The organism is Streptomyces malaysiense (assembly GCF_000980885.2).
Classification (GTDB): Bacteria; Actinomycetota; Actinomycetes; order Streptomycetales; family Streptomycetaceae; genus Streptomyces; species Streptomyces malaysiense.
On sequence record NZ_LBDA02000084.1, the window covers coordinates 1 to 22029 of the forward strand.

19 protein-coding genes, 1 tRNA gene and 1 pseudogene are annotated in these 22029 nt (G+C 74.6%); 12 read left to right on the plus strand and 9 right to left on the minus strand.

Translation table 11 applies throughout. The features are described 5' to 3' along the window. From VT52_RS29640 to VT52_RS29650, 3 genes are all read right to left on the minus strand, one after another. Window positions 1-636 (minus strand): cellulose binding domain-containing protein (locus VT52_RS29640; RefSeq protein ID WP_206306639.1); only part of this gene is annotated, 636 nt, incomplete at its 3' end. A 110-nt stretch (window positions 637-746) separates the two neighbouring features. Continuing rightward, the gene (locus VT52_RS29645) at window positions 747-2150 is read right to left on the minus strand and encodes a sensor histidine kinase (protein WP_046416565.1); all 1404 of its coding nucleotides are present in this window, start codon (window positions 2148-2150) and stop codon (window positions 747-749) included. Continuing rightward, window positions 2147-2854 (minus strand): response regulator transcription factor, encoded by a 708-nt coding sequence (locus VT52_RS29650; RefSeq protein WP_046416566.1) that lies wholly within the window; start codon window positions 2852-2854, stop codon window positions 2147-2149. The genes VT52_RS29645 and VT52_RS29650 overlap by 4 nt, the downstream gene beginning before the upstream one ends. Window positions 2855-2964: 110 nt before the next feature. Between VT52_RS29650 and VT52_RS29655 the strand changes: the two genes are divergently transcribed. Continuing rightward, window positions 2965-3483 (plus strand): hypothetical protein, encoded by a 519-nt coding sequence (locus VT52_RS29655; RefSeq protein ID WP_046416568.1) that lies wholly within the window; start codon window positions 2965-2967, stop codon window positions 3481-3483. Between the two features lie 16 nt (window positions 3484-3499). On the opposite strand, the gene VT52_RS29660 is transcribed toward VT52_RS29655, so the two are convergent. Next, window positions 3500-4369, minus strand: a complete 870-nt coding sequence (locus tag VT52_RS29660; protein WP_046416570.1) for a spermidine synthase — start codon at window positions 4367-4369, stop codon at window positions 3500-3502. A gap of 34 nt (window positions 4370-4403) precedes the next feature. Next, on the minus strand, window positions 4404-4811 hold the full coding sequence (locus VT52_RS29665) for a hypothetical protein (RefSeq protein WP_046416599.1): 408 nt from the start codon (window positions 4809-4811) through the stop codon (window positions 4404-4406). A gap of 266 nt (window positions 4812-5077) precedes the next feature. Between VT52_RS29665 and VT52_RS29670 the strand changes: the two genes are divergently transcribed. Next, window positions 5078-6568 carry an NsdA family TPR-like regulatory protein gene (locus tag VT52_RS29670; RefSeq protein WP_107481484.1) on the plus strand — a complete coding sequence of 497 codons (1491 nt, stop codon included), beginning with the start codon at window positions 5078-5080 and terminating at the stop codon, window positions 6566-6568. Window positions 6569-6715: 147 nt separating this feature from the next. On the opposite strand, the gene VT52_RS29675 is transcribed toward VT52_RS29670, so the two are convergent. Then, on the minus strand, window positions 6716-7312 hold the full coding sequence (locus tag VT52_RS29675) for a histidine phosphatase family protein (RefSeq protein WP_046416573.1): 597 nt from the start codon (window positions 7310-7312) through the stop codon (window positions 6716-6718). A gap of 237 nt (window positions 7313-7549) precedes the next feature. Between VT52_RS29675 and VT52_RS29680 the strand changes: the two genes are divergently transcribed. The 7 genes from VT52_RS29680 (at window position 7550) to VT52_RS29710 (ending at window position 13716) form a co-directional block, all read left to right on the plus strand. After that, entirely contained in the window at window positions 7550-8482 is a 933-nt protein-coding gene (locus tag VT52_RS29680) for a phosphatase PAP2 family protein (protein ID WP_046416574.1), read from the plus strand. After that, a complete protein-coding gene (locus VT52_RS29685) occupies window positions 8379-9575 on the plus strand; it encodes a hypothetical protein (protein ID WP_079175358.1) in 1197 nt (398 codons plus the stop codon). Before VT52_RS29680 ends, VT52_RS29685 begins: the two co-directional genes overlap by 104 nt. Beyond that, window positions 9566-11155: a hypothetical protein gene (locus VT52_RS29690; RefSeq protein WP_046416575.1), complete on the plus strand. Its 1590-nt coding sequence runs from the start codon at window positions 9566-9568 to the stop codon at window positions 11153-11155. Before VT52_RS29685 ends, VT52_RS29690 begins: the two co-directional genes overlap by 10 nt. Then, window positions 11152-12489, plus strand: coding sequence for an AAA domain-containing protein (locus VT52_RS29695; protein WP_046416576.1), 1338 nt, complete (start codon window positions 11152-11154; stop codon window positions 12487-12489). The genes VT52_RS29690 and VT52_RS29695 overlap by 4 nt, the downstream gene beginning before the upstream one ends. Before the next feature lie 104 nt (window positions 12490-12593). Continuing rightward, window positions 12594-12962 (plus strand): hypothetical protein, encoded by a 369-nt coding sequence (locus tag VT52_RS29700; RefSeq protein ID WP_046416578.1) that lies wholly within the window; start codon window positions 12594-12596, stop codon window positions 12960-12962. A gap of 147 nt (window positions 12963-13109) precedes the next feature. Further along, window positions 13110-13652 carry a hypothetical protein gene (locus VT52_RS29705; RefSeq protein ID WP_063888329.1) on the plus strand — a complete coding sequence of 181 codons (543 nt, stop codon included), beginning with the start codon at window positions 13110-13112 and terminating at the stop codon, window positions 13650-13652. Next, window positions 13643-13716: transfer RNA gene (locus VT52_RS29710), tRNA-Lys, on the plus strand. The genes VT52_RS29705 and VT52_RS29710 overlap by 10 nt, the downstream gene beginning before the upstream one ends. A gap of 140 nt (window positions 13717-13856) precedes the next feature. On the opposite strand, the gene VT52_RS29715 is transcribed toward VT52_RS29710, so the two are convergent. Further along, the gene (locus VT52_RS29715; protein WP_046416580.1) at window positions 13857-15116 is read right to left on the minus strand and encodes a M6 family metalloprotease domain-containing protein; all 1260 of its coding nucleotides are present in this window, start codon (window positions 15114-15116) and stop codon (window positions 13857-13859) included. Between the two features lie 322 nt (window positions 15117-15438). Between VT52_RS29715 and VT52_RS29720 the strand changes: the two genes are divergently transcribed. Beyond that, a complete protein-coding gene (locus tag VT52_RS29720; protein WP_046416582.1) occupies window positions 15439-17241 on the plus strand; it encodes a putative bifunctional diguanylate cyclase/phosphodiesterase in 1803 nt (600 codons plus the stop codon). A 34-nt stretch (window positions 17242-17275) separates the two neighbouring features. On the opposite strand, the gene VT52_RS29725 is transcribed toward VT52_RS29720, so the two are convergent. Together VT52_RS29725 and VT52_RS29730 are read right to left on the minus strand one after the other, a co-directional pair. Continuing rightward, the gene (locus VT52_RS29725) at window positions 17276-18409 is read right to left on the minus strand and encodes an LLM class flavin-dependent oxidoreductase (protein WP_046416583.1); all 1134 of its coding nucleotides are present in this window, start codon (window positions 18407-18409) and stop codon (window positions 17276-17278) included. Between the two features lie 100 nt (window positions 18410-18509). Beyond that, window positions 18510-19241, minus strand: a complete 732-nt coding sequence (locus VT52_RS29730) for a maleate cis-trans isomerase family protein (RefSeq protein WP_046416584.1) — start codon at window positions 19239-19241, stop codon at window positions 18510-18512. A 285-nt stretch (window positions 19242-19526) separates the two neighbouring features. On the opposite strand from VT52_RS29730, the gene VT52_RS29735 reads away from it, so the two are divergent. Together VT52_RS29735 and VT52_RS29740 are read left to right on the plus strand one after the other, a co-directional pair. Then, the gene (locus VT52_RS29735) at window positions 19527-20525 is read left to right on the plus strand and encodes a D-2-hydroxyacid dehydrogenase (RefSeq protein ID WP_046416585.1); all 999 of its coding nucleotides are present in this window, start codon (window positions 19527-19529) and stop codon (window positions 20523-20525) included. A gap of 15 nt (window positions 20526-20540) precedes the next feature. Further along, a pseudogene (locus tag VT52_RS29740) lies at window positions 20541-21944 on the plus strand (amidase). The last annotated feature ends 85 nt before the right edge of the window (window positions 21945-22029 follow it).

A 22029-nucleotide genomic window follows, 5' to 3' on the forward strand; every position in this document is an offset into this window, starting at 1 on the left:
CTTCACCCCGGTGACGTCGGCGGCGCCGAGCAGGTCGAAGGCCGGGTAGAGGGAGGTGTCCACGTAGGGGGCGAACCCGGCGGACGCGGTGGTGCCGGAACCGGTGCTCGTGGTCGGCGTGGGGGTGGGGGTGGCGGTCTTCGTGGGGGTGGGGGCCGGGGTCGGGGTGCCGGTCTCGGTGGGGCGGCCGCTCGGTTCGGGGGCCGGGCCGTCGTCGGTGGAGCAGGAGCTGTTGTCGATGCGGCAGCCCGTCGGGGCGCCGCCGCCCTCGACCACGAAGCCGACGGTCACCGACTTGCCGGGGGCGAGACCGGCGGTGTCCCAACTCGCGGGGCGGACCGTGACATGGCTCCCGCTGACGCTCGACTCGCCGTTCCACAGCGAGGACAGCTTCGCCCCGGCCGGCAGGTCGAACTCCAGGGTCCAGGTCTTCTCCTGCTGGGTGCTGTTGTTGGTGACGACGTACTGGCCGGTGTAGCCGGTGGACCAGTCGCTGGTCCTGGTGTACGCGGCGTTCACCCCCGCCGCGTTCGCCGTGCCCGTGAACAGGAGCGCGCCGCCGCCGACCACGGCCGCGGCGACGATGCCGCCTATCGCCTTGTTCCTGCCACTGATCCTGCGCCGGTGGGTGCTCATGCGCGTGCCTGCCTTCGTTCGTCATGGGGGGGTGGTGCGGCAGCACGCTAGCGAGCCGGAATCGGGCAAACCGCTTGATGCGGACGCCCGTCGTGGTCCTTAGGGTTCGCTTAAGGAAGGGATCGGGGCCGGTTAAAGGTCGAGACCAGTCGGCGTGCCCCGCGCCGCCGCACGGCGCCCCGGTGTCCCCGCCGCCGCGGCCCTCGCGCGTCCCGCTGGAAGCGGATGCGTATCTCGCTGCCGCCCAGCACCGAGGCGCCGATGCGGACGTCGCCGCCGGTGGACTCGGCGAGCCGGCGCACGATGTCGAGGCCGAGCCCGGTCGAGCCTGTGGCCCCCGAGCCCCGGCCGCGGGCCAGCGCCGCCTCGGGGTCGGGTATGCCGGGGCCCGCGTCGGAGACCAGCACGATCACCGCGTCCTCGCCCCGGTGCACGTCCACCGCGAAGGCGGTGCCCTCCGGGGTGTGCCGGAAGACGTTGCCGAGCAGGGCGTCGAGGGCCGCGGCCAGGTCGGCGCGGGCCACCGGCACCCGCACCGGGCGGTCCACTCCGGCCAGCCGCCAGGTGCGGCCCTCGTCCTCGGCGAGCGCGGACCAGAACTCCATGCGCGCACGCACCACTTCGGCCGCGTCGCACCCGGCGCCGGGACCGGGCGCGGCCGTGCGGGGTTTGGCCTCCCGCGCCGTGCGGATGATGGTGTCCACCTCGCGCTCCAGCTGGGCGACGGCCGCGCGGGTCTGCTCGGCGGCCGGACCGGCGCCCAGCGAGGCCGCGTTCAGCCGCAGGACGGTCAGCGGGGTGCGCAGCCGGTGGGAGAGGTCGGCGGCCAGCTCCCGCTCGCCCGCGAGGAGTTGGACGACCTGGTCGGCCATGGAGTTGAACGCGACCGCCGCGAGCCGCAGTTCGGTCGGGCCTTCCTCCGGTACCCGGGCGCACAGCTCGCCCTCGCCCAGCTCCCGCGCGCCCTCGACCAGCCGCCGCGCGGGCCGCACCATGCGCACGCCGAGCCGGTCGGCGACGGCGACCGAGCCGACGATCAGTGCGAGTCCGACGCCGGCCAGCACCGCCCAGGCGGTGCCGACGCCGTTGGTCACCTCGGACTCCGGGACGTACACCTCGACCACGGCGATCGCGCCGGAGCCGAGCGCCACCGGTTGCAGCAGGGCGAAGCCGCCGGTGACGGTGGCGGTGGAGGCCCGGCCGAGCCGCCGTACCGCCTGGACGTCGTGGCCGGTGGCCCGGGAGGCGCCTATGTCGAGCGCGGCGCGGGTGCCCTCGGCGGGCAGGTGGACGGCCATCCCGGAGCCGGCGCCCGCGGCGGCCACCACCCGCTCCAGTTCGTCCCGGTCGGTGGTGATGGACAGCGCGGGTGCCACGGCGGCGGCCTCCCGCTCTGCGCCCGTGAAGGCGCGGTCGCGGGCCATCTCGCGGACCACCAGGCCGAGCGGCACGGCGAAGGCGACGACGACCATGGTGGTGACCGCCAGGCAGACCTTGACCAGGGCCCACCTCATCGCGCCGGCTCCGGGTCCGCCGGGGGTTCCAGCTTCACGCCGACGCCCCGCAAGGTGTGCAGATAGCGCGGCCGGGCCGCCGTCTCCCCCAGTTTCCGGCGCAGCCAGGACAGATGGACGTCGATGGTCTGGTCGTCGCCGTACGACTGCTGCCAGACCTCGGCGAGCAGTTCCCTGCGGGGGACGACGACGCCGGGGCGCCCGGCGAGGAAGGCGAGCAGGTCGAACTCGCGGCGGGTGAGGTCGAGCCGGGTGCCGTCCAGCTCGGCCTGCCGGCGCAGCGGGTCCACGGTCAGGCCGCCGACGCGCAGCACGGTGGAGGGCGGCACCTCGCCGCCGGTGGCGCGGGCCCGGCGCAGCACCGCCGCGATCCGGGCGGAGAGGTGGCCGGCGGAGAACGGCTTGGTCAGGTAGTCGTCCGCGCCCGCGTTCAACAGCCTTACCGTCTCGGCCTCGTCGTCCCGGGCGGTGGCGATGATGACGGGCACATCGGTGATGCCGCGCAGCATCTTCAGGGCCTCCGAGCCGTCCAGGTCCGGCAGTCCGAGGTCCAGGATGACCACGTCGAAACGGTGGTGGGCGACCTCGCGCAGCGCCTCCAGTGCCGTACCGACGGAGCGCACGGTGTGCGAGGAGTCGGTCAACTGCCGGATGAGCGCCGAGCGTACGAACTGGTCGTCCTCGACCACGAGCACACTTGCCATGCGCCGCACCGTACGCCATGCGCGAGAGCCCGGTGCGGGGCTGTGGACAACTCCGCGGCTGTGGACGACCGGTGCCGGCCCGGTGTGACCGGTGGGGCAGGATGGACGCGATGCGCAGAGGACTCGTACACGTACTGGCCTGGCTGCTCGCGACGGGCGCGGCGGTCACGCTGTCGTGGTGGGGTGTGCACACGGTGATGGCGGGGACGGCGTACGACCCGCCGCGCGCGCTGCCGGTCGTGGGGACGACGGCGACGGCGGCTACGGCCACGGCCGGGCCGACACCTCACCGGCCGTCCCGGTCCCGCCCCGCGTCCCCGTCCCTGTCCCCGTCGTCCTCCCCCACGGCGACCGTCCGACGCTCCCCGGGTCCCGCCGCCGCGCCCACCCCGTCCGCCACCCCCTCCGGCGAGGTCAAGGCGTACGACACCGACGGCGGCCGCGCGGTGTTCGAGCTGGGCGCGGCCGATGCCACGCTCGTCTCGGCGACACCGGGGGCCGGCTGGTCGATGCAGGTCTGGAAGACGCAGACGTGGATCCGGGTGGAGTTCAGCCGGGGCACGGACCGGGTGTCGGTGTTCTGCACCTGGCACGACGGTCCGCCGCACGTGGAGATCGGCACCTACTGACCCGGACCGCCGTGGATCAGCGGAACACGGAGGGCGGCGGCGCCGGGGAGTCCACGGCCGCCGCGTCCGTCACCGGCGGCGCGCCGCCGGTGAAGTCGGTGAGCTGACGGCCGTGTTCGACCCGGGCGGTGTGCGGGTCGCCGGCGGCGCGCCGGGTGAGTTCGGCCAGCGGCAGGGGCAGGTCGGAGGCGACCAGGATCGCGTTGCCGAACCGTTTGCCGCGCAGGACGGCCGGGTCGGCGATCAGCGCGAGTTCGGCGAACCGGGCGGCCACGGTGGCGATCTGGCCGCGCAGATGGGCGAGCGGCGGGCCGTCGGCGAGATTGGCGGCGTAGACCCCGGACGGTTTCAGGGCTCGGCGGACCTCGTCCAGGAACTCGGTGGAGGTGAGGTGGGCGGGGGTGCGGGCGCCGCTGAAGACGTCGGCGACGATCAGGTCGGCCCAGCCGTCGGGCACCTTGCCGAGTCCCGCACGCGCGTCCGTCGACCGCACCCGGATCCGGGCGTTCGGGTCCAGCGGCAGCTCCCGCCGGACCAGTCGCACGAGGCTCGCGTCCCACTCCACGACCTGCTGGGTGGACCGGGGGCGGGTGGCGGCGACGTAGCGGGCGAGGGTGAGGGCGCCGCCGCCCAGGTGCACGGCGTGCAGGGGCTTGCCGGGCGGGGCGGCGAGGTCGATGACGTGGCCGATGCGGCGCTGGTACTCGAAGGAGAGATACGCGGGGTCGTCCAGGTCGACGTGCGACTGGGGCGCCCCGTCGATCAGCAGCGTCCAGGCCCGGCCGCGGTCCGGATCGGGGACGAGCCGTGCGAGACCGCCGTCGACGGCTTCCTCCACGGCGGTGACGGCGGCGGCTGCGCGCCGCGGGTTCCTGGACCTGCCCATCCGCCCATTTTCCCAGGTCCCCGCGATAAACGTTTCAGCGGCATCTGTCGGCGGCCTCGATCAGACGCGCCGCCTCGCCGAGGGCCTCGCGCAGGACGGCCGGGTCGGTGGCGAGATCGGCGTCGTCGCCGGGGGGCAGGAGCCAGTCGGCGCCCGCGACCGGGGGCTCCGGGGCGAGACGCATCCCGCGCCCGTCGGTCTCCGTGCAGGTGCTGCCCGGCACGTCCCAGCCGGCCGCGGTGCCCGCGGGCACCAGGAAGCCGAGGGTGTCCCGGTCGTCGTCGTGCAGCACCGGTCCGACCGCTTCCGCGGCACCGCGCCGCAGGATGTCGACCGCTTCCAGGCCCTGCCGGGCCGGGACGGTCACCAGGTCGCACACCGTGTCGCCCGAGGTGGGCGGCAGCGGCGAGGTACACGGTTCATTGCTCTGGCTGGTCTCCATGCCCGCCTCCACCACACAGCACTGTCGCGGTCAACACGTTCAACGCGTCACCTTGTCAACGGCTACGGCACAAGTGCGCCGCAAAGGATGGCACTTCATGGCAGATCACGGATGAGATATCCGCTTTTGTGGCCAAACCGAGCGTGGCGGGACCCTCACAGCCGGTACGTTCTTGCTCGCCGGAACCAGGGCACCGCTCGGGCGCCATGTCCCGAACCCGCCCCGGTACCGGCATGGTTCGACGGTTCGCACGAGAGGACCCGGCCATGGCGTCGTCTACCGTGACCTCGTCACAGCCCGAGCGGCCACCCCGGCCGAACCTCGCCTTCCGGCGGCTGCGCGGCCGGCGCTCACCGGCCGAGTTCGCGGCGCTGGTGCGGCGGGCCGCGCGGGAGATCGGTGAGCGGGTGAGCTGTGACGCGCGCTACGTGGGGCGGGTCGAGGCGGGTGAGATCCGCTGCCCGAACTACGCCTACGAGCGGGTGTTCCTGCACATGTTCCCCGGTCGTACGCTCGCCGACCTCGGCTTCGCGCCCCGCTCGTCCGTCCGCGGCCGCGCGGCGCGGACGGCGCCGCGGGCGCTCACCGGGGCCGGGGCGCAGGAGGTCGCGGCCGGGCACCCGGGCGACGCGTTCGAGCCACCGGACCAGCACCACTCGCACGACCCGTATGACCCGCACGAGGTGTGCGACCCCGAGGGGCCGTACCCGTACGACCATCCGAACCACGAGGAGAGCGACGTGCTGCGTCGCGCATTCATGACCGGCGGGGCCACCGTGGCCGCCGCCGCGCTGGGCCCGCTGGGGCTCACCCAGGACGCCGTACCCGCGCCCCGCCGCTCGCGCCGGCCCGGGAGCACCGAGGCCACGGCCCTGGAGGAGGCGGTCCGACGGATCAGGCTGCTCGACGACCGGCACGGCGCGGACGGTCTGTACCGGCGCGCGGCGGCCCCCCTGCGCGCGGCGTACGCGTTGCTGGACGCCGGCGCCACCCGGCAGGCCACCGTCGAGCGGCTGCACACGGGCGCGGGTGAACTCGCCATCTCCGTGGGCTGGCTGGCGCACGACTCCGGCCGCTTCGACGACGCGCGCTCGCACTACGCCGAGGCGTTGGCCACGGCCCGGATGACCGGGGACGAGGGCCTGGAGGCGCACGCCTTCTGCAACACCGCGTTCCTGGCGCGGGACGCGGGGCGGCCCAGGGAGGCGGTCCGCGCGGCACAGGCCGCGCAGCGGGCGGCCCGGCCGCTCGGCTCCGACCGGCTGAACTCCCTGCTCGCGCTGCGCGAGGCGGGGGGCTGGGCGGGGCTGGCCGACCGCACCGGCTGCGCGCGGGCGCTCGCGCGGGCGCAGGCCCTGTTCGCACGGGGGCGCTCCGCGGCCGACCCCGAGTGGATGAGCTTCTACGGCGAGGCCGAGCTGGAGGGGTTGGAGGCGCAGTGCTGGTCCATGCTGGGCGACTGGCCGCGGGCGTCCCGGCACGCCCAGCGGGCGGCGGACCTCCAGGATCCCCACTTCACCCGGAACATCGCCCTGTACACGGCGGAGCTCGCCGACGACCTCGCCCGCGAGGGTCGTCCCGACGAGGCGGCACAGGCGGGGGTGCGGGTGCTGTCGCTGCTGGGCCAGGTGCAGTCGTCACGCATCCAGACCATGCTGGCCGGGACGGCACGGGTGCTGCTGCCGCACCGCAGGGCGTCGGGGGTCTCGGACTTCCTCGACCGGCACAAGGCGTATCCGAGGGTGGCGGGAGCCTGACGCAAGGGGCGGGCGGGTTCCGCCCGCCGCCGGGCCATCATCTGGCCACCGCCGGGCCGCGGGCGGCTGTTCGCCACCGGGCCGCATACCGCGGGTCCCCGTGCGGCCGCTCGCGCCCACGCGGCGCGGACGGACGGCGGGCAGACCCTAACCGGCCAGATGCCCCACGTCGTTCCAGCTCTCCAGCGCGGGCTCGCCGTACGCCCAGCCCAGGATCGACAGGGACGTCGGGTTCAGACGGATGCGGGCCGCGAAGTCCAGCGGGAAGCCCAGCCAGCGCGCCGCCAGGGAACGCAGGATGTGGCCGTGGGCGAAGAGGAGGACGTCGCGGTCGGCGGAGCGTGCCCAGCCGACGACCTCGTCCGCGCGGGCGGTGACCTCGGCGAGGGTCTCCCCCTGGGGGACGCCGTCGCGCCAGATCAGCCAGCCGGGGCGGATCGCCTGGATCTGGGCCGGGGTCAGACCCTCGTACGCGCCGTAGTCCCACTCCGTCAGCGCGTCCCAGGTCTCGGCCCGCTCCCCGAACCCGGCCAGCTCGCAGGTCTCCGCGGCGCGCACGAGCGGGCTGGTGCGCACCGCCGCACCGGGCAGCCCGTCCAGCGGCGCCCGGTGCAGGCGCTCGCCGAGCAGCTTCGCGCCGTGCCGGCCCTCCGCCAGGAGCGGCACGTCGGTCCTGCCGGTGTGCTTGCCGGACAGCGACCAAGCCGTCTGTCCGTGCCGGGCCAGCAGGATGCGCGGTGCCATGGGGGACCTTTCCGGGAACAGGACGCCCAGAGGACGTCACGGGAACAACAGGAGTCGGTCCCTCCATCATCGCTCACTCCCCAGGGGCAACCCCGCGCCCGGTCCCGGCGTCTTCGTGGGCCGGGGCCGCCCACACCGGGGCGGCTCGGGTGCACCCGCAAGAGTCACAGACGGACACCGTAAAGTGGCACGGTCGCCCGCCGGGCGGCCGTACCGCAGAAGGGGGAGGGCGATCGGATGGCGCAGACCGAGACACCGGGCACCGAGGTGGGGCCCCGCACCCGGTTGCGCTGGTGGACCGAGCTGCCGCTGCTCCTGCTGGTCTACGGCTGTTACTCGGCCGGCCGCCTCCTGGTACGCGGCGACGTCGAGGGCGCCGTGGACCACGGCCTGGCCCTGCTGCACGCCGAGAAGCTGCTCCACCTGGACATCGAGCACCCGCTCAACCGCCTGTTCACCCGCCAGCCCTGGCTCGGGATACCCGCGGACTTCTGGTACGCCTCGCTGCACTACCTGGTCACGCCCGCGATCCTGGTCTGGCTGTTCCGCAACCGCGCCGAGCACTACCGGCGGGCCCGCGCCTGGCTGATGACCTCCACGTTCATCGGACTGATCGGCTTCACCCTGGTGCCGACCTGCCCGCCCCGGCTGCTCGCCGCGGACCACGGCTTCGTGGACACCATGGCCCACTACAGCTCGTACGGCTGGTGGGGCGGCGACGCCAGCGCCCCGCGCGGCCTGGGCGGCATGACCAACCAGTACGCGGCGATGCCGAGCCTGCACGTCGGCTGGGCGCTGTGGTGCGGGGTGATGCTGTGGCGGCACGGCGGCACCCGGCTCACCAAGGTGCTGGCCGTGCTCTATCCGCTGGGCACCGCGCTGATCGTCATGGGCACCGCCAACCACTACCTCCTGGACGCGCTCGCCGGCATCGCCGTGATGGGCGTCGGCCACCTGCTCGCGCCGCGGGTGCTGCGGGCAGCCGACCTGGTCCGCGCCCGGCTGTTCAAGGGCTCCGGGGCCGGGGACTCCCCGATTGTCAGTGGCGGATGCCAGACTTCCGCGGGTGAGCGAATTCCACGGCAGCGCGAGTCGCGGCCCGGCACCGGAGCCGAGCCGGACCCCTCCCCCACGGACGCGGGCGACGGGGCTGCGGCACCGGCTCGCTGAGCTGCGCGGCACCGACGTACCGGCGAAGGCCCTGGACGCGCGCGCCCTCGCGGCGCTGGCCGCGAACCCCGGGTGCCGCAGGCGGGCGATCCTGGACGGCGCCGGGGTGGACAAGGCCACGCTGGCCAGCGCGCTGGGGGCGCCCTCCGGCTTCGGCCAGTCCCAGTTCGCGCTGACCCGGGGCAACGCGTTCGAGGCGAAGGTGAAGGCGGACGGCGGCGCCGAACTGCTGCGCCTCGCGCACACCAGGCTCGACCCGGGCGCCGACACCCCGGAATCCGCCGCGGTGCCCGACCTGAGCGCCCAGGGCCCCGAGGGCCGTACGGCACGTACGGCCCTCGCACTGCGCGAGGCCACCCGCGCGGGCGGCTGGACGCTGCTCGACCACCCGATGCTCGCCCTGGACGTGGCGGGCTCGCTCGCGTTCCTGGAGCCGGACGCGGTGGTGGTGCACCCGGACGGCAGCTGGTCCGTGGTGGAGATCAAGTCCTTCCCGATGCTGGACGGTTCGGCGGACCCGGCGAAGGTGGGCGCCGCCGCCCGCCAGTCCGCGGTGTACGTCCTCGCCCTGGAGGACGTCGCCGCCCGGCTCGACCCCGCCCCGCGGGTGCGCCACCGGGTGCTGCTGGTGTGCCCCGAGGACTTCTCGAACCTGCCGACCGGTTCCGCCGTGGACGTGCGCAAGCAGCGGGCGGTCACCGCGCGGCAGCTCGCCCGGCTCACCCGGATCGAGGAGATCGCCGACGCGCTGCCCGAGGGCACCTGTTTCGCGCCCGACCGGGACTCCGAGGAGCTGACGGCCGCGGTGGCCGCGGTCCCGGCGACGTACGCGCCCGAGTGCCTGTCCACCTGTGAACTGGCCTTCCACTGCCGCGAGCGCGCCCGCGCGGCCGGCGCCGTCACCCGCCTCGGCCGCCCGCTGCGCGCCGAACTGGGCGGCCTGACCACGGTCGAGGACGTCCTCGCGGCGGCCCACGGCGAGCTGGGCGACCCGGACGATCCGGCGGTCGCGGCCCTGCGCCGGGCGGCGGCCCTGCGCGCGGAGGCACTCCAGGAGGCCCGGAACCGGGAGGTGGCGGCCGTATGCCGCTGATCGACACCCTCGCCCGCCTGGAGGCCGTCGGCAGCGGCCGGGCGCAGCCCACCGCGACCGTGCGGCACCGGCATCTCTCCGGCCGTCCGCTGGTGTTCGTGCCGCTCACCACCGCGGGCGAGGCCGGCGCCCCGCTCGGCGCGCTGGTCGGCACCGACCGGGACGCGCCGCGGCTGCTGGTGGTGCCGCAGCCCCGCGACCGCGATCTGCGTTTCACGTTCCTGGCCGAGCTGGCCGACGTGATCCTTCCGTACATCGACTCCCACGCGGCCGACGTGGAGACCGCCGAGCGCACCGAGACCGACCCGGAGACCGGCAAGCGGGTCAAGGTCGAGACGGAGCTGTGCGCGGACGCGCCCCAGCTGATCGTGCCGAGCCGCACGGGCCTCGCGTTCGTCCGGCTGCTCGGCCGCTCCATGCGGTTCCGCCGCACCGCGGAGCAGGACCCGCAGGCGCCCTATCCGGCGCCGCCCCGGGTGCCGCTGCTCGGGCGCTGGCTCACCCACTACGGGGAGCGGTCCCGGGTTCCCGGCTCCGCGCTGCTGCTCGCCCTCACCGATGTGCTCTCCCGGCACTGGGCGACCGGCCAGTCGGGCCTGGAGGACCAGCATCTGGGCGCGCTGCTGGCCTGGCTCGACCCCCCGGCCGGGACGAGCGGCGCCGAGGCCGCGCGAGAGGCGGAGCTGGCCCGGGACCCGGCCGGGCAGCTGCGGTGTCCGCCGGCCGGCCCGGCCACCGACCCGGCGTTCGACAACAAGCTGCTGGCCCCGGCGATCGAGCGGTACGACCGGGCGCGCACCGCCCTCGCCGCCGCCGAGGACCCGCTGGAGGCGGACGACCGGCTGGCCGCGCTCACCCGGGCCGAGCGGGAGATCCGCGAGCTGATCGAGAGCCAGGCCCGGCCCACCTGGGACGCGGTGTGGCGGGGCCTGGACCTGCTGCGGGCGCTGCCGGCCGGCGGGCATGCCGAGGAGCGCTGGACGCGGGACCGCTGGTCGTTCACCGGGCACCGGGACCGGGTGCTGGCCGGGGAACCCCCGCAGCCGCGCCGGGACGACGCGGTGACGGCGGCGAACAAACTGGCCACCCGGGAGCGGGAACAGGCCCGTCTGGAGGCGCAGGAGGCGCTGGACGATCCGCTGGTGATGGCGGGGCGGCGGCTGGCCGGGGAGGCGTTCGCGGGCGAGGTGACCGAGGTCGTCATGGCGTACGGCGAGGGCAGGCGGCCGAGCCCGCGCCCGCTGGTGACGGTCCGCACCGAGGACCGGCCGCACCTGGCGGAGCGCGCGAAGGTGTACCGCTCGCTGGCGGGCCGGCCGCAGTCGGCCCAGTTCGTGGAGCGGGCGGCCGAGGACGCGATCGTGCTGCGGATCCTGGACAAGATGGGCCGCGGCAAGGAGCCGGAGCCGGGTTCGGTGCCGGAGAAGGGCGACCGGGTCTGCTTCACCCTCTTCGAGCACGAGCAGCGCGGCGGGGCGAAGCTGCCCGACCCGGAGGAGACCCCGTGGACGCACGGCGGGCCGCCCGGCGAGGCCGTACCGGAGGCCGCCGACCGGATCACCGAGGAGGACGTGCTGTGACCACCGTCGACGCCGACCCCGGGGCCGCCGCCGCCCGCGCCACGGACGCGATCCTCCGGGACACGCTGGGCGCCACCGAGCGGGGCGTGGTGGTCGACTCGCCGCCCGGCGCGGGCAAGTCGACCCTGGTGGTGCGGGCGGCCCTCGAACTCGCGGAGGCGGGGCGCCCGCTGATGGTGGTGGCGCAGACCAACGCCCAGGTGGACGACCTGGTGCTGCGCCTCGCCGAGAAGAACCCCGAGCTGCCGGTGGGCCGGCTGCACAGCAGCGACGCCGACGCCTACGACAAGGCGCTGGACGAGCTGCCCCAGGTGCGTACGTCGGCGAAGGCGGCCGACCTCGCCGGGCTGCCGGTGGTGCTGTCCACCGCCGCGAAGTGGGCGCACGTGCGGGTGGACGAGCCCTGGCGGCACGCGATCGTGGACGAGGCGTACCAGATGCGCTCGGACTCGCTGCTCGCGGTGGCCGGCCTGTTCGAGCGGGCGCTGTTCGTGGGCGATCCCGGCCAGCTGGACCCGTTCGCGATCGTCGGCAGCGAGCAGTGGGCAGGGCTGTCGTACGACCCCTCGGCCTCCGCCGTCACCACGCTGCTCGCCCACAACCCCGGGCTGCCGCAGCACCGGCTGCCGGTCTCCTGGCGGCTGCCCGCCTCCGCCGCGCCCCTGGTCTCGGACGCGTTCTACCCGTACACGCCGTTCCGCAGCGGCACCGGACCCGGCGACCGCAGGCTCAGCTTCGCCGTGCCCTCCGACGGCTCGGGCCCGGACCGGGTGATCGACGAGGCGGCCGCCACCGGCTGGGGCCTGCTGGAACTGCCCGCCCGGCACACCCCGCGTACGGACCCGGAGGCGGTGCGGGCGGTGGCGGCGGTCGTCCGCCGCCTGCTGGACCGGGGCGGCGCGGCCGTCTCCGAGCGCTCACCCGACCCGGTCCCCCTCACCGCCGCCCGGATCGCCGTCGGCACCGCCCATCGCGACCAGGCGGCCGCGGTGCGCGCCGCCCTGGCAGACCTGGGCGTCCTCGGAGTGACCGTCGACACGGCGAACCGGCTCCAGGGCCGCGAGTACGACATCACGGTCGTCCTGCACCCGCTCTCCGGGCGTCCCGACGCCACCGCCTTCCACCTGGAGACCGGCCGCCTGTGCGTCCTCGCCTCCCGGCACCGCCACGCCTGCGTCGTGGTCTGCCGCGAGGGCGTGAGCGACCTCCTGGACGACTATCCCTCCACCGAACCGGTCCAGCTGGGCACGCTGGTCAAGTTTCCCGACGGCTGGGAGGCGAACCACGCGGTGCTGGCGCACCTGGCGGAGCACCGGGTGGGCTGGCGGCCCTGATGCCCGCGGTCGCCGGGCCCCTTGCGCGCACGCGGGACAATGGACGGTGGCCCGGCAGACCCGCGGGGCCGGTCACGAAAGCCGTACGAGGAGGAGATGAAGACATGGCGGAGCCCACGCCGCGTCGGAACGAACCGCGGCTACGCCCCGCGCCCCTGATCTTCGAGCCCGCGGAAGCGGCCGCCGATCCCGAGCACTTCTTCCAGCTGGAGTCCATGGAGGACCCCCGGGCGCTGCTGTCCCGGGCGACGGAGCTGGCCCAGGCGTTCCGCGCGGCCGCCGACCGTGCCGTGGAATTCCAGGCCATCGCCGCGGCCCAGCTCGCCGATCCGCGCCGGTTCGACCGGCTGACCGCCGCCGACATCGCCGAGCGCGCGGAGTGGACGGAGGACTATGCCAAGAAGATGGTCGAGTTCGGCCGGGATCTGATGCGCGGGAACACCGAGGGCGCGACCACCGCCGATCCCGTGTGACCCGGCGCGGGGTCCCCGTGTGACAACCTGACGTGATTCCCATCTGGCATATGCCAGGCGGGCAAGATACTCCCCTCCCCGGCTCCTTGTCCCGATTTTCCGCAACTCAGCAGAACCGGTTGTTCACTGCCGGTAGACCTGGTCGGCATGAGCGGTACACCGAACGTCACCCGCGTCACCTCCGACGGTGCCGCCTGGCTCGCCTCGGCCGGGGCGTACCCGCGGCGCGCGCCCGCCCCGGCCGTGCTGCCCTGCGGCACCGTCTTCGACGTGGTGAGCGCTCCGGTCGTCTTCGGGCGCCGGATGCTGGACCGGCTCTGGGACGACGGCCCCGGCTCCGGCCCGGTCGCGATGTCCCGTGGCCGGATGCTGCTGTTCTGCGCCCCCGGCACCGCCCACCGGCTGCCCTCGCTGCTGGCCTGGGAGGAATGGGGCTCGCACCGGACGGCGACCGTTCCACCCCTGCTGTGCCACGGCACGGGGGACGCGGTGACCGTCCCCGCCTCCGACGGCGACACCTCGGCCGACCCCCGCTGGCTGGTCGCCCCGGACGCACTGCACCCCTGGTTACCGGGCCCGGAGGTGATCCTGTGGGCGGCGGTGCGGGCGGCACGGGCGGCGGTGCGGATATCGATTTTTCCTCCCACCAGTCCGGATGCTAAGGTCTACGACGTCAGCAGGCGCCGCTAGCTCAGTTGGTTAGAGCAGCTGACTCTTAATCAGCGGGTCCGGGGTTCGAGTCCCTGGCGGCGCACGCGATGGCGATGGCGAGTTCTGACCGTTAAAACACGGTTGGATCTCGCCATCGCTGTTTTCGTACGGCCTCGTCGCGCGCCGTGAGGGCTTCGCCGCCCGCACCCCCGCCGGGTCGGCCGAGCGCCGTCGGCCGGGAGGTCAGCCCGTGATCCGCGGCGTGACCCGCACCGTCCACGCACCCGAAGGCGTCCGGTCCTCCACCTCGACCTTCACCCCCTCCCCCGGGACGGTGAAGCTCTCGCCCAGGGCGACCGGGGCGTCGGCCAGGGGCGGGTAGACGGAGCCGTCGGGGCAGGCCGAGGTGTGCGGGTGGGCGTCGACGACCTCGATGGGGCCGCCGCCGGACTCGGCGCCGCTGCGCACCCGGTAGACGAGGATGCCCTCGCGGCAGGTGCCGCGGTCATTGCCGGCGGCGGTGCGGGCCTCGAAGGCGAGGACGCTGTCGGGGCCGGTGCGCACCACGGCCAGTTTCACCCCGTCGCCGAGCCCGAAGGCGGGCGCCCCGCCGGCGCCCCGCACGGAGACGCCGGGCCCCGCGGCGAGGGGTTCCAGGGTGATCCGGGTCGGGCCCGCGCCGCGTACACATGTCACCTGGCGCGGATCCAGCCACCCGAGCCGCCACTTGTGCCAGGCGAACAGGTCGGGCGAGAGACCGAACTGGCTGCCCATCAGGTCCCAGTCGCCGACGTACGTGTCCCAGTCGCCCTTGCCGTCCGCCGGGCGGTGGTAGAGATCGGGCAGATCGAAGACATGGCCGCTCTCATGGGCGAGAACCAGCCGGTCCGGCGGATGCTTCTCGAACACCGTGACGACTCGTCGTACATCCGTGCCGTCCACATGGAGCGGCGTATCGAGATTGACGACTTTGGTGGCGTCGGAGTCCACGCCGGGCGCGTCCGGGTCTGCGACGAGATACACCACCTGGTAGCGGGAGAAGTCCACCGCTTTGTCGGCCACCCTGAAGGCGTCGTTCAGGTAGGCGGCCCGGTCGTCGGCGGCCCAGTCGCGCCGCACGGCGTACGCCGTCGAGGGACGGGGCATACGCAGCCAGTGCGTCAGTGGATGCGGGTGCAGGGTGAACCGGCCGTAGGAGGCCAGCTCGAAGTACCGGCTGGTCCCCGGGAAGTGGTCGGCGGCCAGCTCGGCCGGGGTGGTGCGCGGGGTGGCGTCCGGGAAGGACAGGAAGATCATCACCGCGTCCAGCGCCCGGGTGGGGCGCGTGTAGTCGGAGTCCCAGGTGTCGACACCCTCGGAGTGGTGGGCCTCGGTGCGGTGCAGGGCGCACGGCGTGGTGGAGAAGGGTTCGGCGACCGACGGGCCGGTGAGGATCGAGGTCGCGGCCAGCGCCGACAGCGTGGTGCACACGGCGGCGGCGCTGCGAAGCAGGGGCACGGACATGACCTCCGGACGCGGTTCGACAGACCCGCACCCAGGTTGCTGCGTTTCGCCACTCGATGCCCTGTTTGTCTACACCGGAAGGGTGAGCACTCCCCATTTGGGCGCCGGCGCACTACGGCGCTCGACACCCCCGATTCACTCACGGAACGTCACAACTGGTCGACGGCCTCAATAACCCGTCCAGGTGCGGGCAGAAACGATCTGTCAGAAAGTCTGTCCGGTCCGGGACACTGGACGGTGGCTGGAAGGGCCCGGGGCCAGCCTCTATGATCGGCACACTTTCCGGCACGGACAGAGATCGAGTGCACTGCGGGAGCGAGCGGTGAGCGGAACGTCCGAAGGGCCGACGCCCGCGGCAGACCTCGACCGGTCAGCCGTCACATACAGTGATCACAACACCTACGACCGTGTCTTCGGAGCGGCGCCGCTCGCCATGGCCGTCGTGGATCGCGAGGGATTCGTCCTGCGCGCGAACCCGGCCTTCGGCGAGCTGCTCGGCACCGACTGCGACACTCTCACCGGCCGGTCCGCCGCCGATCTGGTGGACCTGACCGCCGACGCCCGTTCCTGGCACGCCTATCGGGAGGTGCTCTGCGGGCGGCAGGCCAGGCTGCGCTGCACCCGCAGGCTGAAGCATCCCGGGGGGACCTCGGTGTGGGTGCAGCTCACCGTGGTCCCCCTGACCGACGGCGAGGCGGGCGTGCTGCTGTCCGTCACCGACATCAGCGCCCGCCGTGAACTCCAGGCGCGGCTGCGGCACTTGCAGATGCACGACCCGGTGACCCGGCTGCCCAACCGCACCCTGTTCTTCGAGCGCCTCTCCGCCGCGCTGGAGGCGGAGTCGTACGAGCAGGGCGGCACCGGCCGGATCGGGCTGTGCTACCTGGACCTCGACGGGTTCAAGGCGGTCAACGACACCCTCGGCCACCGCGTCGGGGACCGGCTGCTCGCGGCCGCGGCCGAGCGGCTGACCAGGGTCGCCGACGAGGCCGGGTACGCGCGCGCCGCGACCCCCCTGGTGGCCCGGCTCGGCGGGGACGAGTTCGCGCTGCTGGTGGAGGACTCCACCGGCACCGAACAGCTCGCCGATCTCGCCGAGTCGGCGCTGGAGGCCCTCCAGGAACCGTTCGACCTGGCCGGGCAGCGGCTGTCGCTGACGGCGTCGATCGGGGTCGTGGAGCGCCACGCGGCGGGCACCACGGCGACCGGTCTGATGCAGGCGGCGGATACGACGCTCTACTGGGCGAAGGCGGACGGCAAGGGCCGCTGGACCCTGTTCGACCCCGAGCGCAACGCGCACCGGATGACCCGGCAGGCGCTGTCCTCCACGCTTCGGCCCGCCATCGAGCGGGGCGAGTTCGCCCTGGAGTACCAGCCGCTGGTGGGCATGGAGGACGGCCGGCTGTCCGGGGTGGAGGCGCTGGTGCGCTGGCACCATCCGCAGTTCGGCACGCTGACGCCGAATCGGTTCATCGGGCTGGCCGAGGAGGACGGCTCGATCGTGCAGCTCGGCCGCTGGGCGCTGGTCACCGCGTGCCGGCAGGCCCGCCGCTGGCAGCTGGCCCATCCCGGCGAGCCGCCGATCTTCGTCAGCGTGAACGTGGCGGTGCGCCAGGTGTGGGACTCCGACCTGGTGGCCGATGTGGCGCAGACCCTGGCGGACACCGGACTGGCCCCGCATCTCCTCCAGTTGGAGCTGACCGAGTCCGCGGTGATGGGCTCGGCGGGCCGCCCGATCCAGGCGTTGCAGGCCCTCAGCGACATGGGGGTGCGCATCGCCATCGACGACTTCGGCACCGGCTACTCCAACCTCGCCTACCTCAGCCGGCTCCCGGTCTCGGCACTGAAGCTGGACGGCTCCTTCGTCCGCGGCTTCCAGTACGAGGAGGCACCGAAGGGGGGCACGCCCAACCCCGCCGACGAGGTGATCGTGGAGGCGATGATCCAACTGGCCCACCGCCTGGGCCTCACGGTCACCGCCGAGTGCGTGGAGACCTCCGCCCAGGCCACCCGGCTGCGTCGCATCGGCTGCGACACCGGCCAGGGCTGGCTGTACTCCCGCCCGGTGCCACCGGACCGTATCTCCGAACTGCTGGGATCACGGGCGTACACCGCCACCACGTGAGGGCGGCACGGGCGGCGGCGCGGGAGCCGCCCGGCTACTGCCCGGCGACCGGCAACCCGTAGGCGTCGGCGATGAGTTCGTACGAACGCACCCGCACCTCACCCCGGTGCGCGTGCGTGGTGATCATCAACTCGTCGGCGCCGGTGCGCTTCTGGAGCCCGTCCAGGCCGGAGCGCACCTCGTCGGCGGTGCCGTGCACCACGTTGGAGGACCAGGTGGCGATGAACTCCTCCTCCATGGAACCGAGTTCCACCCGATCGGCCTCCGCGGGGTCGGGGAAGAGACCGGGGCGGCCCATGCGCAGCCGGAGCATGTTGAGGGCCATCGCGCGGGTCTGCCGGCGGGCCTCGTGTTCCTCGTCGGTGGCGAGGGCGGAGACGCCGATGAGGGCGTACGGCTCGGCGAGCACCGGGGAGGGGCGGAAGGTCCGGCGGTAGAGGTCGAGCGCGGGGACGGTGTTCTGCGCGGAGAAGTGGTGCGCGAAGGCGAACGGCAGACCGAGCATCGCGGCCAGCTGCGCGCTGAAGCCGGAGGAGCCGAGCAGCCACACCGGCGGGCGGTGCGCGGACTGCACCCCGCCCGGGGCGCTGCCCTGCACCGGGCCGGGGATCGCGTGGATGCGCCGGTAGGGGTGGCCGTCGGGGAAGTCGTCGTCCAGGAAGCGGATCAGCTCGGCCAGCTGCTCGGGGAAGTCGTCGGCGCCCTCGTCCAGGGTGCCGCCGCGGCGCAGGGCGGCGGCCGTGGCCCCGTCGGTGCCGGGGGCGCGGCCGAGGCCGAGGTCGATCCGGTCCGGTGCCAGCGCCTCCAGCGTGCCGAACTGCTCGGCGATCACCAGCGGGGCGTGGTTGGGCAGCATCACACCGCCGGAGCCGAGCCGGATGCGCTCGGTGTGGGCGGCGAGGTGGGCGAGGATCACGGCCGGCGAGGAGGAGGCGACGCCCGGCATGGAGTGGTGTTCGGCCACCCAGTACCGGTGGAAGCCGCGGGCCTCGGTGCGGCGGGACAGCTCGACGCTGGTGCGCAGCGCGTCGGTGGCGGTACGGCCCGCGCCGACGGTCACCAGGTCCAGGACGGAGAGCGGAACGGGGGCGGTGCCGTGCGCCGTACCCCGGATGCCGTCCGCGACCGCGCGGTCCTCGGGTGTCTGAGCTGCCTGGTCTGCCGACACGGTGGGGGCCTCCTGTTCCCGGCGTGAGCTGTGCCGGAGGGTGGTAACAGGTGGCTCTCCCCGCTTATTCCGCCGCGCCCGCACCGGCCGGGCCCGCCCCTCACACCTGGACGATCGGCTCCCTGGTGAACAGCGCCCCGAGTTCCGGCGCGTTCACCCGGCGGTCGGCGAGCCGCAGCCCCTCCCACACGGTGACCTGGTTCGCGGTGAGGACCGGCTTGGACAGGGTCTTCTCCAGCAGGCCGAGGTGGGCGGCCGTGTGCAGGGCGGTGTCCGGCAGCAGCACCGCCTCCGCGTCCGCCTCGTCCGCGGCCCGCGCCAGCGTCAGCACCTCCTCCTCGCCCCACCCGGCGACCTCGGCGGCCGTACCGGCCCCCGAGGAGCGCATCCCGGTCACCTCCAGGCCCCCGGCCCGCAGGAAGTCCGCGAACAGCGCGGTGATCTCCCCGGGGTAGGTGGCACCGACGGCGACCCGGCGCACCCCCAGCTCACGGGCCGCGTGCACGAAGCCGAAGGACGTCGAGGAGGCGGGCATCCCGGCCAGCCGGGCGAGCGTGCGCACCTGCTCCTGGGCGCCCTGCCAGCCGTGCACGAAGCCACCCCCGGTGCACGCCCACACCACGGTCTCGGCACCGGCGAGGCGCAGCCGCTCCATGCCCGCGCCGAGCCGCTCGGCGCGGCCCGCCCCCCGCAGCGTGTCCACCCGGAGCGCGTCCTCGCCGAACTCGGTGTGGACCAGGTCCACCCGGATGTCGCTGCCCAGGAGCTGCTCGATGCGCGGATAGTCGTCCTCGGCGAAGTGGCCCGGGTAGAGGAATCCGAGTGCGGTCATGTCCAGCCTTCCTGCGTGCGATCGGACGGTACCGGGCCCGCCCGCGCGCCGCCTCGTGGGAACAGCGCCGCCCGGTACGCCCCGCGGCCCGGGTACCCAGCCTCCGCGGGACGGCCCACATCGTGACCTGATCGGCCGAACGCACCGGCGGCCGAGCGCGGACACCCCCGTGTTGACGCCGGTGGGCTCGGGTGCGAGCGTGGGCGATCCGCGCATCCCGGGCGGCCGGAGGGGCACCTCCGGGGCGCCGGGACGCACCCGCCACCGACCCGCCGGGAGCCGCGCATGCCGGACGCCGGGAGCCGTCCCGCGGGACGCCGGGAGCCGTCCCGTACGGGGAGCGTGCCCACCCTGCTGGTGCTGGACGCCGAGCCGCCGCCCCGGCTGGGCCGGCTGACCGGGCGGGCCCGGATCGTGCGCACCGACGCGGCGCACCTGGCCGAGCGGCTGCTGGAGGCGGACGCGCTGCTGGTGTGGGACTTCACCTCGACCGCGGTGCGCGACGCGTGGCCCGGCGCGGGGCCCCGGCCGCGCTGGGTGCACACGGCGAGCGCGGGCGTGGACCATCTGCTGTGCCCGGAACTGGCCGCGTCCGGCACGGTGGTCACCAACGCGCGCGGGATCTTCGAGCAGCCGATCGCCGAGTACGTGGCGGCGCTGGTACTGGCCGTGGCCAAGGACCTGCCACGCACCCTGGAGCAGCAGCGGGAGCGGGTGTGGCGGCACCGGGAGAGCCGACGGGTGGCCGGTACCCGTGCCTGCGTGGTCGGGTCCGGGCCCATCGGGCGGGCGATCGTACGGATGCTGAAGGCGCTGGGCGTGACGGCGGCGCTGGTCGGGCGGGTGCCGCGGACCGGGGTGTACGGCCCGGCCGACCTGGACCGGCTGGTCTCCCGCGCGGACTGGGTGATCGCGGCGGCGCCGCTGACCGAGGCGACGTACCGCATGTTCGGCACCCACGTCTTCGACGTGATGCAGCCCTCGGCGCTCTTCGTGAACGTGGGGCGCGGCGACCTCGTGGACGAGGACGCGCTCGCCCGCGCCCTGAGCCGGCGGTGGATCGCGGGCGCCGCCCTGGACGTGTTCGCCGCCGAACCGCTGCCCGCCGACAGCCCGCTGTGGGACCTGGAAGGGCTGATCGTCTCCCCCCACATGAGCGGGGACACGGTGGGCTGGCGGGATGAACTCGGCCGGCAGTTCGTGGAGTTGTACGAGCGCTGGGCGGTGGGCAGACCCCTGGTGAACGTGGTCGACAAGACGCGCGGCTACGTGCCCGGCCACTGACCCGATGGAGGGTGCATGCAGCTCACCGACCTCACGGCACACCGGCTCCTGGACGGCTACCGCAAGGGCGAGTTCAGTCCCGTGGAGGCGGTCGAGCAGGCACTGGCGGCGGCCCGGCGCGCGCAGCCCGCGGTGAACGCGTTCGTCCGGTTCACCGAACAGGACGCGCTCGCGCGGGCCCGGGAGTCGGCGCGGCGCTGGCGGCGCGGGGAGCCGGAGGGGCTGCTGGACGGGGTGCCGGTGACCGTGAAGGACCTGCTGCCGATGCGCGGCCACCCGACGCTGCGCGGCTCGCGCACCCTGTCCGAGCGGGGCGTCTTCGACGAGGACGCACCCTCGGTGGCCCGGCTGCGGGAGCACGGGGCGGTGTTCCTCGGCAAGACGACGACGCCCGAGTTCGGCTGGAAAGGGGTCACGGACTCGCCGCTGACCGGCGTCACCCGCAATCCGTACGACACCTCGCGCACCGCCGGCGGCTCCAGCGGGGGCAGCGCGGCGGCGGTCGCGCTCGGCGCGGGGCCGCTGTCGCTGGGCACGGACGGCGGGGGCAGCATCCGGATCCCGGCCGCGTTCTGCGGGATCTTCGGGCTGAAGCCGACGTACGGCAGGGTGCCGCTGTATCCGGCGAGCCCCTTCGGCACGCTGTCCCACGCCGGTCCGATGACCCGGGACGCGGCCGACGCGGCTCTGCTGCTCGATGTGGTCGCGGGGCCCGACGCCCGCGACTGGTCGGCGCTGCCGCCCGCGGGCTCCTTCACCGGGACGCTGGCCGGGGGCGTCCGGGGACTGCGGGTGGCGTACTCGCCGTCGCTGGGCGGGCAGGTGGCCGTGCGGCCGGCGGTGGCCGCGGCGGTACGGCGGACCGTGACCGCCCTCGCCGGCCTCGGCGCGTACGTCGAGGAGACCGACCCCGACTTCAGCGATCCGGTGGAGTCCTTCCACACCCTGTGGTTCAGCGGCGCGGCGCGGATCACCCAGCGGTTCTCGCCGCACCGGCGGGGGCTGCTCGATCCGGGGCTGCGGGAGATCTGCGCGCGGGGCGCGCGGATGAGCGCGCTGGACTACCTGGCGGCGGTGGACACCCGCACGGACCTCGGCCGCCGCATGGGGCGTTTCCACGAGCGGTACGACCTGCTGGTGACGCCGACGCTGCCGCTGACCGCGTTCGAGGCGGGCCCGGAGGTGCCGGCGGGCTCCGCGCACCGCCGCTGGACCGGCTGGACCCCGTTCACCTAGCCCTTCAACCTCACCCAGCAGCCGGCCGCGACGGTGCCGGTGGGGACGGACGAGCGCGGCCTGCCGATCGGCATGCAACTCGTCGCCGCCCGGCACCGGGACGACATCGTGCTGCGCGCGGCGCACGCGCTGTACGAGTCCGGGGCGGTGTCGGCACCGCCGGTCCGCACGGTCGCGGCCTGAAGGCGTCGCGACGGCGGGGAGCGGTCGCCCACGTGGGAGTCGTGCGGGGGCGGGCGACGGGAGGGGGCGGGTGACGGAAGGAGGA

Excerpts from the sequence above, each read along its gene's own strand:
- VT52_RS29645 (WP_046416565.1), bottom strand. The coding sequence starts at position 2,150 with ATGAGGTGGGCCCTGGTCAAGGTCTGCCTGGCGGTCACCACCATGGTC.
- VT52_RS29650 (WP_046416566.1), bottom strand. The coding sequence starts at position 2,854 with ATGGCAAGTGTGCTCGTGGTCGAGGACGACCAGTTCGTACGCTCGGCG.
- VT52_RS29655 (WP_046416568.1), top strand. The coding sequence starts at position 2,965 with ATGCGCAGAGGACTCGTACACGTACTGGCCTGGCTGCTCGCGACGGGC.
- VT52_RS29660 (WP_046416570.1), bottom strand. The coding sequence starts at position 4,369 with ATGGGCAGGTCCAGGAACCCGCGGCGCGCAGCCGCCGCCGTCACCGCC.
- VT52_RS29665 (WP_046416599.1), bottom strand. The coding sequence starts at position 4,811 with ATGGAGACCAGCCAGAGCAATGAACCGTGTACCTCGCCGCTGCCGCCC.
- VT52_RS29670 (WP_107481484.1), top strand. The coding sequence starts at position 5,078 with ATGGCGTCGTCTACCGTGACCTCGTCACAGCCCGAGCGGCCACCCCGG.
- VT52_RS29675 (WP_046416573.1), bottom strand. The coding sequence starts at position 7,312 with ATGGCACCGCGCATCCTGCTGGCCCGGCACGGACAGACGGCTTGGTCG.
- VT52_RS29680 (WP_046416574.1), top strand. The coding sequence starts at position 7,550 with ATGGCGCAGACCGAGACACCGGGCACCGAGGTGGGGCCCCGCACCCGG.
- VT52_RS29690 (WP_046416575.1), top strand. The coding sequence starts at position 9,566 with ATGCCGCTGATCGACACCCTCGCCCGCCTGGAGGCCGTCGGCAGCGGC.
- VT52_RS29700 (WP_046416578.1), top strand. The coding sequence starts at position 12,594 with ATGGCGGAGCCCACGCCGCGTCGGAACGAACCGCGGCTACGCCCCGCG.
- VT52_RS29705 (WP_063888329.1), top strand. The coding sequence starts at position 13,110 with ATGAGCGGTACACCGAACGTCACCCGCGTCACCTCCGACGGTGCCGCC.
- VT52_RS29715 (WP_046416580.1), bottom strand. The coding sequence starts at position 15,116 with ATGTCCGTGCCCCTGCTTCGCAGCGCCGCCGCCGTGTGCACCACGCTG.
- VT52_RS29730 (WP_046416584.1), bottom strand. The coding sequence starts at position 19,241 with ATGACCGCACTCGGATTCCTCTACCCGGGCCACTTCGCCGAGGACGAC.
- VT52_RS29735 (WP_046416585.1), top strand. The coding sequence starts at position 19,527 with ATGCCGGACGCCGGGAGCCGTCCCGCGGGACGCCGGGAGCCGTCCCGT.